The sequence below is a fragment of the Burkholderia sp. SIMBA_062 genome, assembly GCF_046534765.1.
GTDB classification, from domain to species: Bacteria; Pseudomonadota; Gammaproteobacteria; order Burkholderiales; family Burkholderiaceae; genus Burkholderia; species Burkholderia ambifaria.
On the sequence record NZ_JAWRYD010000009.1, the window covers coordinates 1 to 12050 of the forward strand.

Genomic DNA, 12050 nt, shown 5'->3' on the forward strand with positions numbered 1-12050 from the left:
CCGCCCGGTGCGGACCCGCATGCCGGGTGGTGTGGGAGGGGACCGGTCAGGTTACTGACCGCCCCTATCCCGATTGGCGTGGCCGGTGGACAGCCGCCCGGCGTCAGGCGCTCAGCGCGTGCTCACATCTCGCCGCGCCGCGAGCAGATCGACATGATCTGCTGAATCGCGTAGTTGTCGCGTACGCCCGGCAGCGACTGCACGACGCATTCGTGAAAGCGCCGCTCGCGCGGCAGCAGCATCGCGTTGTTGCGGTACAGCGCATCGCACGAGCGCTGGATCAACTGGGCCGCCGCGCCGTTACGGCTTTCGCGCAGCGCGCCCAGCATGCAGTCGTCGTACTGCGCGTAGCCGTCGCCCAGCGCGAATGCCGCACCCGGCAGCATCAGCGCGGCGGCCGTGCACGCGATCGCACGGATCGCCCGTTTCATGTGCCCTCCGATAGCGGGGATGGGGTCGGCGGACAGCATAGCGTAAAGCCGCAAGAGCGGCTGACGCGTTGCGCCGATACCGGAGCGACCACCGCCGGCTTCCCCCGGTTTTCCTCTGACGAAAATACCGGTTTCGTACCAGTACTGTGCGACGCGAGCGCATTGCCATATACTGTATATCCATACAGTTGTGGGTGGCGTCATGCTCGCATCCTCCATTTCTCCCGAATCCCTTCATCCGTCGCTCTGGCGCGGCTCGCAGCTTGCGCGCGGCGGTCCGCGCACGATCGACACGGGCTTCGCGCCGCTGTCCGCCGAACTGCCGGGCGGCGGCTGGCCGGTCGGCGCGCTCGTCGAACTGCTGGCCGCGCAGCCGGGCTGCGGCGAGATGCGGCTGCTCGCGCCGGCGCTCGCGCGTACCGTCAGCGCACGGCGTCCGCTCGCGCTCGTCGCGCCGCCGCAGTCGCCGCATGCGAGCGCGCTGGCCGGTCTCGGCGTGCCGTCCGACGCGCTGCTGTGGCTGCGCGCCGGCAGCCGCACCGATGCGTTGTGGGCCGCCGAGCAGGCGCTCAAGACGGGCTGCTGCGGTGCGCTGCTGCTCTGGCAGGACGCGCGGCCCGACGCACTGCGGCGCCTCCATCTCGCGGCCGCTCGCACCGGCGACACACTGTTCGTGATGCTGCGCCCGCTGGCGGCCGCGCGGCAGCCGTCGCCGGCCGTGCTGCGCGTTTCGCTGCATCCGGTGCCGGGCGGTGTGTCGCTCGACATCGTCAAGCGTCGGGGGCCCGCGCGCAGCGAGCCGCTCACGCTCGATTTGCCATCGCCCATCGTGGAGAGCCGCTATGCGCGTCTTGCTCGGCATCCATCTGCCGCGCCTGCCGCTCGACGTGTGCGCCCCGCCGCCGTCTGACGCAGAGGCCGGTGCGGCCGGCTGTGCGGTGCTCGAGCAGGGTGTCGTGCTGATCGCCGATGCGGCCGCGCGCCGGCAGGGCGTGCGCGCGGGCATGAAGCGCGGCGGCGTGCTGACGCTCGCGCCCGACACGCAGCTCGTCGAACGCGATCCCGCCCGCGAGGCCGATGCACTGCGCGCGGTCGCGCTCGCGTTGCTGCGCTTCTCGCCGAGCGTCGCGCTCGACGACGAAGCGACGCTGCTCGTCGACGTCGGCCCGAGCCTGCGCCTGTTCGGCGGCCTGCCGTCGCTGTGCCGCCAGGTGCGCGCGACGCTCGCGGCGCTCGGCTATGCGGCGCGCCTGTCCGCCGCGCCGACCGGGCGCGGCGCGTGGCTGCTCGCGCGCACGTCGGCGCGTGCGCGGGTCCGGCGCCGCGTGGCCGGGCCGGCTTCGCTCGTCCGTGCGCTCGATCGTTTGCCGTGCGTGCTGCTGCCCGACGCGCGCCCGTATGTGGGCTGGTTCGACGGTCTCGGCTGCCGCACGCTCGCCGATCTGCGCGGCCTGCCGCGCGCGGGGCTGCAGCGCCGCTGCGGTCCGGCGCTGCTCGCCGCGCTCGATCGCGCGTACGGCGATGCGGTCGAGCCGCTCGCGTGGATGGCGGTGCCGCCCGTGTTCGACGTGCGGCTCGAATTGCCGGAACGCGTCGAATACGCGGAAGCCGTGCTGTTCGCCGCGCGGCGGCTCGTCGTGCAGCTTTGCGGCTGGCTGGCCGCGCGGCAACTGTCGCTGGCCGCGATGACGTTCGAGCTCGAGCACGAGCGCGGCCGTCAGGCCGTGCCGCCGACGCCGCTCGAGCTCGCGTTCGCCGCGCCCGTGCGCGACGAGGTGCATTTCATGCGGCTGCTCGGCGAGCGGCTCGCGCGTGTCGAGTTGCCGGCCGCGGTGATCGCGGTGCGGCTGACGGCCACCCGCGTCGAATCGGTCGCGCCGCCGGCCGACGATCTCTTTCCCGAGCCGGGCGGCACGAAAGAAACGCGGGCGCGGCTGTTCGAGCTGCTGGTCGCGCGGCTCGGCACGGAGAACGTGCTGCGCGCGGCACCCGTTGCCGATCACCGGCCCGAAGCGGCGAACCGCTGGTTGCCGCTCGATGCGCAGGCGGGCAAGCCGGCCGGCGGGTTGCCGGCCGCGCCGCCGCGTCCCGCGTGGCTGCTCGCCGAGCCGCAGCCGCTGCTGATGCGCGAGAACCGGCCGGTGTTCCATACGCCGCTCAGGATGATGTCGTCGCCCGAGCGGATCGAGGCGGGGTGGTTCGACGGTCAGCTCGTGGCGCGCGATTACTACGTCGCGCAGGACGAGGCCGGCGCGTGCTACTGGATCTTTCAGGAACGGTTGAGCAGCCAGGCGGATCCGCACTGGTTCCTGCACGGCCTGTTCGGGTGAGCGGCGATGGTTGCGGAATTCAGTTGGCTGCCCGATTACGCGGAGTTGTTCTGTCGTTCGAACTTCTCGTTCCTGCATGGCGCGTCGCATGCGGAGGAGCTGGTCGAGCGCGCCGCCGAGCTCGGCTATCGCGGGATCGCGATCACCGACGAATGCTCGCTCGCCGGCGCGCCGCGCATGCATGTCGCGGCGAAGGCGCAAGGGTTGCCGCTGATCGTCGGTTCGTTCTTCGAAGTAACGCCCGATGAAGTCGCTCCCGGCCACGATCCGGGCCCCGGCGCGTTCGGGCTCGTGCTGCTCGCGCAGAACCGCGAGGGCTACGGCAACCTGTCCGAGCTGATTTCGTGGCGGCGCATGGCATCGCCGAAGGGCACTTACAAGCTGACGTCGCGGATGCTGTCGGCGCCGCCGGCGGAGTTTGCGCACTTGCGCGGCATGCCCGACTGCTTCGCGATTCTCGTGCCCACGTACCCGGTGCGGGCGGACGTACTCGATGCGCAGGTCGCGTGGTTTCGCGCGACGTTCGGCGCGCGGGCGCGACTCGGGCTCGTGCAACTGCAGCGCCCGCTCGACGGCGCGCAGCGCGAGGAGATTCGCGCGGCCGGCGAGCGGCGCGGCGTGCGTATCGTCGCGCTCGGCGACGTGACGATGCATCGGCGCTCCTGCAAGCCGCTGCAGGACGTGATGACGGCGATCCGCGTCGGGATGCCGGTTTCCGAGTGCGGGTATGCGCTCGCGCCGAATGCGGAACAGCATCTGCGCGCGCGTGGGCGAATCGCGAAGCTGTTTTCGCCGGAGGAGCTCGACGAGACCTGCGCGATTCTCGATGCGTGCGATTTCAAACTCGACTCACTTCAATACGAGTATCCCGACGAGATCGTGCCGAAAGGGCTCACGCCGACACGCCATCTGGAACAGGAAACCTTCGCGGGGGCCGCCGCGCGTTATCCGCGGGGCATTCCGGAGAAAGTCGAGCAGCAGATCCGCCATGAACTCGACCTGATCGCGCGACTGAGTTACGAACCGTTCTTCCTCACCGTCTACGACATCGTCAAATACGCGCGCAGCCAGAACATCCTGTGTCAGGGCCGCGGTTCGGCGGCGAACTCGGTCGTGTGTTATTGCCTCGGCATCACCGAGGTGAATCCCGAGCAGAGCACGATGCTGTTCGAGCGCTTCATCAGCGAGGAGCGCGGCGAGCCGCCCGACATCGACGTCGACTTCGAGCATCAGCGCCGGGAAGAGGTGATCCAGCATATCTACGAAAAATACGGACACGATCGCGCCGCGCTCGCGGCGGCCGTCTCGACGTATCGCCCGCGCGGCGTGCTGCGCGAAACCGGCAAGGCGCTCGGTGTCGATCCGATGCTGGTCGATCGCGTCGCGAAGGCGCATCGCTGGTTCGACGGCAGCCGCGACCTGCTGCAGCAATTCGCGTCGACCGGGCTCGACCCCGCGACGCCGATCATTCGCGCGTGGGCCGAACTGGCCGGTCGACTGCTGAACTTTCCGCGTCACCTGTCGCAGCATTCGGGCGGCTTCGTGATCAGCCGCGGCAAGCTCACGCGGCTCGTGCCGGTCGAGAACGCGGCGATGGACGGGCGGCGCGTGATCCAGTGGGACAAGGACGATCTTGAGGCGCTCGGGCTGATGAAGGTGGACGTGCTCGCGCTCGGCATGCTGTCGGCGCTGCATCGCGCGTTCGACCTGCGCACCGCGTGGCGCGGGCCGCAGGAGGACGGCGAGCCGTTCACGCTGAAGCACATTCCGCAGGATGACGAAGCAACCTACGACATGATCTGCCGCGCCGATACGGTCGGCGTGTTCCAGATCGAATCGCGCGCGCAGATGTCGATGCTGCCGCGCCTGAAGCCGCGCAACTATTACGATCTGGTGGTCGAGGTTTCGATCGTGCGGCCGGGGCCGATCCAGGGCGGTGCCGTGCATCCGTACCTGAAGCGGCGCAGGATCAAGGCGGGCGAAGAGGAAGGGGAGATCACCTATCCGAGCGATGCGCTCAGGGTCGTGCTCGAACGCACGCTCGGCGTTCCGATCTTCCAGGAACAGGTGATGCAGATCGCGATCGTCGCAGCCGGTTTCACGCCCGGCGAGGCCGACCAGTTGCGTCGTGCGATGGCGGCCTGGAAGCGCAGGGGCGATCTCGGCCCGTATCACGACAAGATCGTGAACGGCATGCTCGAACGCGGCTACACACGCGAATTCGCCGAGCAGATCTTCGAGCAGATCAAAGGCTTCGGCGAATACGGTTTCCCCGAAAGCCACGCAGCCAGCTTCGCGAAACTCGCCTATGCCAGCAGCTGGCTCAAATGCCACGAACCGGCGATCTTCCTCGCCGCGCTGCTGAACAGCCAGCCGATGGGGTTCTATCCGCCGTCGCAGCTCGTGCAGGACGCGAAGCGTCACGGCGTGCAGGTCCTGCCGATCGACGTCACGCTCAGCAACTGGGAAGCCTCGCTCGAAGCGCTGCCCGATCAGCCGCCTCCCCACGGCGAGCCTGCCGTGCGGCTCGGCCTGTCGCTCGTGCGCGGCCTCGGCGAAGCCGCCGCGCGCCGGATCGAAGCGGCGCGTGCGGCCGCCCCGTTCGACAACGTCGATGTGCTGGCCCGCCGCGCGCAACTCGAACGCCGCGATCTCGAGGCGCTTGCCGCCGCGAACGCGCTCGCGACGCTCGCCGGCCATCGTCGCGATGCGTTGTGGCAGGCGGTCGCCGCGGCACCCGAGCGTGACCTGCTTGCGGCCGCGCCGATCGACGAACCCGACAAGCCGGCGCTCGGCGCACCGTCGGAAGCCGACGACATCCTCGCCGACTACGACACCACCGGCCTGACGCTGAACCGCCATCCCGTCGCACTGCTGCGGCCCGCGTTGCGCGCGCAGCGGCTGTCGTCCGCGGCCGAGCTGCGCGATCGCTCCGACGGCCGGCTCGCGCGCGCGTGCGGAATCGTGACGGCCCGCCAGATGCCGGGCACCGCGAAAGGCGTGATGTTCATGACGCTCGAGGACGAAACGGGGTGCGTGAACGTGATCGTCCGGCCCGAGCTGCTCGCGCGGCAGCGCCGCGAAACACTCGATTCGCGGCTGCTCGCGGTGTCGGGCGTGTGGCAGGTCGTCAGCGACGTGCGGCACCTCGTCGCGCAGCATTTCGAGGATCTGACGCCGCTGCTCGGCGGCCTGCGCACGTCGAGCCGCGAATTCCATTGATTCCTCCGGCCCGTGCCGCCGACCGCGCGGTGCTCGCCGCATGATGCATACCAGTCGGCTCAGACGGTTCCATTCCGACGATGCTCGTCGTGCTCGTTCGACAGGCGCGTCTCTCGGCGTGCGGGTCATGGCATCAGCCAGATGATTCGCAAACGCATTGAAGAGCGCTTCGATTGGGGTAAGTGCGGCATCTGGTCACACATTACCTCGGGAATCCGACGCCGCCACTGAGCGCACGACGGACGATCAGGCGCGATATTGATTGACGAGTAATACCGCGCGCCGGATGTCCGTGCGATGCGTGCCTTTCGTTCCCGTCGGCGGGCTCGCGTCGATATGTGCGCGACTCGCATGTCAGACAAGGCCGACATGGAGTCTCACCAAGGCTTCGATAAATCAGGATAACAAATCATTTGCGGAATTTGACAATAGTTTTAATTCGAATGGCGGAGTTTCGTACTCGTCCCATGGCGTGGGGCGACGGAAATTGAAATAATTCTTTCTGAAATACGCAAGGCTGAGGCTATCGGGACAACTCTTCAGGTGGCCTCCGGTGCAGATGCATATTTCCTTTTTTATTAACGTATCAACGTAATGAGGTCTGTTTATGAAGCTTACCCGCGCAAGTCTTGCCATTGCGACGTTCGCTGCCGCGATTGCGGCGCCCGGCATTTCGCAAGCCGCACCCGACGGCACCATCACGTTCAAGGGCAACATCTCCGCGCAAACCTGCACGGTCAGCGGTAACGGTGGCGGCAAAGACTTCACGGTCACGCTCCCGTCGGTTTCCGTCAGCACGCTGTCGGCCGCGGGTCAAGTGTCGGGCCGCACGCCGTTCACCATCGCACTGACCAACTGCTCGACGAAGACGGGCCTCGTGCACACGTTCTTCGAGTCGGGCCCGACCACCAATCAGGAAATCGGCACGCTGGAACTCCAGGGCGCCGACGCCGCCAAGAATGTCCAGGTTCAACTGCTGAACGCGGACCATTCCCCGATCAAGGCGGGTGCCGAGGATGCATCGCAGGGCGACAAGAAAGTGTCGATCGTCGATGGCAACGCAACGTTGCAGTACTACGCTCAGTACTACGCGACCGGCGCGGCGGGTGCTGGCCCGGCAAACACGCAGGTCATGTACACGATGGCCTACGAATAAGCAGAGCGCCGGTTTCACCGTCTCTCGATCTAGAAGGATGAGACGGGTAGATCCTGTCTCATCCTTCCATCGCTATTCCCATATTGAAACAGTTGATAACTGCCATGCAAACTAAGCAATCCTTAAGATGGCTCATCGCCGGCGGGTGCGTCGTGTTGGGGCTTGCAGCCGCCTTGAATGCACAAGCTTCCGTTGTCGTCGGTGGAACCCGGCTCGTATACGACGCAAACGAGGCCGAGGCCACGATCAAACTGTCGAACGACGATGGCAAGTCTCCCGCCCTGGTGCAGTCATGGGTCGATACGGGCGACATCAAGGCCGCTCCGTCGACGATCGACGCCCCGTTCACGGTCACGCCGCCGATTGCACGCATCGATCCCGGCAAGGGCCAGACGCTGCGTGTCGTGTTCACCGGCGGGCCGCAGCCGCAGGACAGGGAATCGGTGTTCTGGCTCAACGTCCTGGAAGTGCCGCCCAAGCCCGGTGCGGATCAGGCCGACACGAACAAGCTGCAACTGGCGTTCCGCACCCGGATCAAGTTGTTCTACCGTCCCGCAGGGCTCAAGGGCTCGTCCAACGATGCACCCGGGCAAATTGGCTGGCGGCTGACGCACAAGGACGGCCGTCCGTTTCTCGAAGCGCGCAATCCGACGCCGTACTACGTGTCGTTCTCGGCGATCGAAGCGAGATCCGGCGGCAAGACCATCCCGACGAACGAAGCCGGCATGGTTCCCCCGATGGGCAACAAGACTTTCCCGTTGAAGAGCGACCTTCCTGCGGCGCCGGACGCGAAAGTGTTTTACAGCGTGCTGAACGACTGGGGCGGCTCCGTCGAAGGCGATACGGCATTGAAGCCGGACAACACGCCTGCCGCGCACTAACGCCGGACGACTGATACCGCGCGACGGCGGTTTCACGCTCCCTCCATTTCCTCCGCTTGTACCCGATTTGCCCGACCGCAGCAGGCGGTCCGGGCGTGTTTTGTCGCGGAGATTTCAACTGGCCTTCGTTATGCAAAGAAGAAATCGAGATTCACTTTCCACCGCGCTACGCCCGTTCAGCCTGGTTGCCTCCGCGTTGTTCGCGTGCTCCGGCGCGTACGCTAGCGATGGCGCCGCCACGCAGGTGGCGCAAGTGGAATTCAACGATTTGTTCTTGCAGCGCCCCGGCGCGCCGCGCGTCGACGTCAGTCGCTACAGCAAGGGCAACATCGCGTCGCCCGGCGTCTACCGCGCGGACATCTACGTGAACCAGCATTGGCTCGGCCGCTCGGAGGTGACCCTCAAGCAGATCGGCAGCCGAAGCGATAACGTCCAACCGTGCTTCGATCGCGCGCTGCTCGAGCGCATGGGCGTGGATCTGTCCAAGCTGTCGGAGCAGGCGGCCGCGCAGATCGACGGCCCGGCCGACGCCAGTGCGTGCCTGACCTTGCCGGCGCTGGTGCCGGACGCGACCGCGCAGTTCGACAACGGCGAGCTGCGGCTCGACATCAGCGTGCCGCAGGCTTCGATGCTGCGCAACCCGCGCGAGTATGTCGATCCGCGCTACTGGGACGAAGGCGTGCCGGCCGCCATCTTGAAATACAACGCGAATGCGTACCGCTCGGTGGCGGAGGGCATGGCATCGACGCAAGGGTATGTCGGGCTGACGGCCGGGCTGAACGTCGGTCCGTGGCGCTTCCGGCACGACGGCAACGTATCGTACAACTCGTTCAGCGGCGGTACCCAGTATCAGAGCGTGCAGACCAACGTGAAGCGCTCGATCGCGAAACTGAAAAGCCAGCTCGTTCTGGGCGAGGCCTTCACGAACGGCAAGCTGTTCGATAGCGTCGGCTTTCGCGGCGTGCAGATCGAATCGGACGAGCGGATGTATCCGGCCTCGCAGCGTGGCTACGCACCGACGATTCACGGCATTGCGAACAGCAATGCGCTGGTGAGGATCCGCCAGAACGGCAACGTCATCTATGAAGCCAACGTCGCGGCCGGGCCGTTCGAGATCAACGACCTGTATCCGACCGGCTATGGCGGCGATCTTCAGGTCGAGGTCACCGAAGCCGACGGCAGCAAGCATGTGTCGAGCGTGCCCTATGCAGCGCCCGTCAACGCGCTGCGGGTCGGCAACACGCGCTTCAGCGCAACGGTGGGTCAGTACCGGAGCCAGATGCTGAACAGCAAGCCGTGGATGTTCGAAGGCACGCTGCTCCACGGTTTCACGAACGCCATCACCGGTTATGGCGGCCTGCAGGCAAGCGAAGGCTATATATCGGCCCTGGCCGGCGTCGCACTCAACACGTCGTTCGGCGCGTTCGGCTTCGATATCACGCAGGCGAACGCGAGCCTGAAGGGCCTGCCGAGCCGCAGCGGGCAGAGTATGCGGATCACCTACAGCAAGCTGCTCGCGCCGACCGACACGAACCTCACGATGGCGGCTTATCGTTATTCGAGCAGCGGCTACCTGAGCATGCGGGACGCGGTGACGTTGCGGGATCTGGCCGGGCGCGGCATGAACGATCACATGATGACGACCGGCGTGCAGCGCGGGCGGCTGCAGCTTACCGTCACGCAGAATTTGCCGCAGGGGTATGGCTCGTTCTACCTGTCCGGCTCGACGCAGGATTACTGGAATCAGAGCGGCCGGGATACGCAGTTCCAGGCCGGCTACAGCAACAATTTCAAGCAACTGAATTACAACGTGTCGCTGGTGCGCCAGCTCGACGCGACGCAGGGCCGGTGGGACAACCGCATGATGCTGACGCTCAATGTGCCGCTTGGCAGCGGCCCACGTGCGCCGTATTCGTCGACCATGCTGCAGCGCGACTCCGACGGCAGCGTGCAGGTGCAGGAATCGGTATCCGGTTCGCTCGGCGTCGACGACGCGTTCAGCTACGGGCTGAACGGCAGCAACACGAGCGGCGGCTCGGGGCGCGCGACGTCCAGCGTGGGCGGCAACGTATCGTACGCGTCGCCGTTGGCCACCATCACCGGCAGCGCGTCGAAGGGAACGGGCTTCAACCAGGTCGGCGCGGGCCTGTCTGGCGGCGTCGTGGCCTACAGCGGCGGCGTCGCGTTTGCGCCGCAACTGGCCGAAACCGTCGCGATCGTCGAAGCCAAGGGCGCGCGCGGCGCCCGCGTATTGAACGGCAGCGGCCTGCGCATCGACCCGTGGGGGCACGCCGTCGTCACGAGCCTGCAGCCGTTCTCGCGAAACGACATCGAGCTCGATCCGAAGGGCTTGCCGCTGAGCGTCGAACTCAAGTCGACGTCGCAATACACGGTGCCGACGGCGGGCGCCGTCACGCGGGTCAAATTCAAGGCCGAGGGCGGCGGGCGCTCGGTGATCATCCACGGCAAGACGGCCGACGGCGAGCCGTTGCCGTTCGGCGCGCAGGTGTTCGATGCGAAGGGGCAGGAAGTCGGCACCGTGGCGCAGGCGGGCCGCATCATCGTGCGCAGCATGAAGGGTGAAGCAGGCGACTTCAGCGTGAAGTGGGGCGACGGCACGAACGATCAGTGCCGGATGAGCGTTTCGGTAGCGGGCGGCGCATCGGGCAATAAGGCCTGGTCCACCGCGAATGCGGTGTGCGTGCGGTGATCTGCCGCTGGAAGGCGAAGTCGCAGGCGATCGCTCAATGCTCGTCCAATATGCGGCGGCAGATGGTCGTAACGAGGATTGCAGCCTGTATCGATTTAAGTAAAGGAATGCGAAATGTTGATGACGAAGCGAATGTTCGGGCGCCGGCTCCCGGCGCTGGGCAGAATCATGGCGGGCGGCCTCCTGTGCGCGGCGGCGATTTTTTCGAGCGCGAGCGAGGCTCGGGAAGTGAATGGCTGTTATGTCAAAAAGGATGGAGTGCCATTTCCGACCGACCAAAACGGCGTGTCCACCGTCAACATTGATGGCCTTCCCGGAAGCGTCCAGGTTGATCCCAACTCACCTAACGGGACAGTGATATACACGGCGTACTCACAGCCGGGAAGCTATGAGATGGGGTGCACGGCACTGACGTTCGGTTTCACTCTTGAATTTTCGACGGGGGGGCGCCTATCAGAAACGGCAGGTGGTCAGCCTAACGTGTACACCACCACTGTTCCCGGCATTGGCGTCCGGATTTCCGTGGCTGACATTTTATCCGGCGCGTATTGGCCGGTCTCTACTTCGAGATTGAGACCGGCGGTGTTCTATACCCAACTCATGATCAAGGTCGAATTGATCAAGATCGGTGCAATTACGTCTGGTGGTTCTATAGGGTACGTTGGCAAGATAATAATTCCGGACTATAGCCAACGCCTCCTGGAGATCAATATGGCGAGGCCGATCGCCGTCCGGCCGGTAGCGCCGACGTGCAAGGTCCAAACGCCCGCCATTCAGGCGTCGCTGGGCACCGTCTTCGGCAGGAGCCTGGAAGGCGGCGCGACGTCGAGCGCGGTGCCGTTCAATATCCGGTTGCTGTGTAGCGGCGCCGGACAAATCAGCGGAACGCCCGGCAAGGCGCTGACCTATATCACGTTGACGGATGCCACCAATCCGGGGAACCGGTCCGACATGCTTTCTCTCTCGAGCGATTCCACTGCTACCGGAGTCGGGATCCAGATTTTGCGTAGTGACGGTAGCATTGTCAGCTACGGCCCGGAGTCGAGCGCGGAGGGCAACCCGAATCAATGGTATGTCGGCGAGTATGGCAACGGCACAGTGGATATCCCGCTGAAAGCCCGCTATGCCGGCGAAGGCGGAAAAGTCGGGCCGGGCAGTGCGAATGGCCTTGCTACTTTCACGATGAGTTATCAGTAATCGGCACAGGCAGCGCCCACCCGCGGCGCTGTCGCTTCAATTCCGATCCTGGCCTGTTCGTTCGGCGTGAGCGTAACGTGTCGTGCCATGACCTGCTGTAGCCACAAGACCTGAACCCGCGTT

At 65.9% G+C, this 12050-nt stretch carries 8 protein-coding genes; 7 read left to right on the plus strand and 1 reads right to left on the minus strand.

The genetic code is table 11. From position 1 onward, the window contains the following. Nucleotides 1–122: 122 nt before the first annotated feature. Complete coding sequence (locus SB786_RS11510) at nucleotides 123–431, minus strand: VF_A0006 family four-cysteine protein (protein WP_410727565.1); 309 nt, start codon at nucleotides 429–431, stop codon at nucleotides 123–125. A gap of 202 nt (nucleotides 432–633) precedes the next feature. Here SB786_RS11510 and imuA point away from each other — a divergent pair, with 202 nt between their 5' ends. The 7 genes from imuA (at nucleotide 634) to SB786_RS11545 (ending at nucleotide 11927) form a co-directional block, all read left to right on the plus strand. Further along, nucleotides 634–1341: a translesion DNA synthesis-associated protein ImuA gene (imuA, locus tag SB786_RS11515; RefSeq protein ID WP_105787172.1), complete on the plus strand. Its 708-nt coding sequence runs from the start codon at nucleotides 634–636 to the stop codon at nucleotides 1339–1341. Next, entirely contained in the window at nucleotides 1274–2761 is a 1488-nt protein-coding gene (locus SB786_RS11520; protein ID WP_410727566.1) for a Y-family DNA polymerase, read from the plus strand. The genes imuA and SB786_RS11520 overlap by 68 nt, the downstream gene beginning before the upstream one ends. Before the next feature lie 6 nt (nucleotides 2762–2767). After that, the gene (locus tag SB786_RS11525) at nucleotides 2768–5983 is read left to right on the plus strand and encodes an error-prone DNA polymerase (protein WP_410727567.1); all 3216 of its coding nucleotides are present in this window, start codon (nucleotides 2768–2770) and stop codon (nucleotides 5981–5983) included. A 607-nt stretch (nucleotides 5984–6590) separates the two neighbouring features. Beyond that, nucleotides 6591–7139, plus strand: a complete 549-nt coding sequence (locus SB786_RS11530; RefSeq protein ID WP_410727568.1) for a fimbrial protein — start codon at nucleotides 6591–6593, stop codon at nucleotides 7137–7139. Nucleotides 7140–7243: 104 nt separating this feature from the next. Further along, nucleotides 7244–8020 (plus strand): fimbria/pilus periplasmic chaperone, encoded by a 777-nt coding sequence (locus tag SB786_RS11535; protein WP_410727569.1) that lies wholly within the window; start codon nucleotides 7244–7246, stop codon nucleotides 8018–8020. Between the two features lie 130 nt (nucleotides 8021–8150). Continuing rightward, on the plus strand, nucleotides 8151–10730 hold the full coding sequence (locus SB786_RS11540; RefSeq protein ID WP_410727570.1) for a fimbria/pilus outer membrane usher protein: 2580 nt from the start codon (nucleotides 8151–8153) through the stop codon (nucleotides 10728–10730). 114 nt (nucleotides 10731–10844) lie between these two features. After that, a complete protein-coding gene (locus SB786_RS11545) occupies nucleotides 10845–11927 on the plus strand; it encodes a fimbrial protein (protein WP_410727571.1) in 1083 nt (360 codons plus the stop codon). The last annotated feature ends 123 nt before the right edge of the window (nucleotides 11928–12050 follow it).

Bases quoted from the DNA above. Each gene is read 5' to 3' on its own strand.
- SB786_RS11510 (WP_410727565.1), bottom strand. From the start codon at position 431: ATGAAACGGGCGATCCGTGCGATCGCGTGCACGGCCGCCGCGCTGATG.
- imuA (WP_105787172.1), top strand. From the start codon at position 634: ATGCTCGCATCCTCCATTTCTCCCGAATCCCTTCATCCGTCGCTCTGG.
- SB786_RS11520 (WP_410727566.1), top strand. From the start codon at position 1,274: ATGCGCGTCTTGCTCGGCATCCATCTGCCGCGCCTGCCGCTCGACGTG.
- SB786_RS11525 (WP_410727567.1), top strand. From the start codon at position 2,768: ATGGTTGCGGAATTCAGTTGGCTGCCCGATTACGCGGAGTTGTTCTGT.
- SB786_RS11530 (WP_410727568.1), top strand. From the start codon at position 6,591: ATGAAGCTTACCCGCGCAAGTCTTGCCATTGCGACGTTCGCTGCCGCG.
- SB786_RS11535 (WP_410727569.1), top strand. From the start codon at position 7,244: ATGCAAACTAAGCAATCCTTAAGATGGCTCATCGCCGGCGGGTGCGTC.
- SB786_RS11540 (WP_410727570.1), top strand. From the start codon at position 8,151: ATGCAAAGAAGAAATCGAGATTCACTTTCCACCGCGCTACGCCCGTTC.
- SB786_RS11545 (WP_410727571.1), top strand. From the start codon at position 10,845: ATGTTGATGACGAAGCGAATGTTCGGGCGCCGGCTCCCGGCGCTGGGC.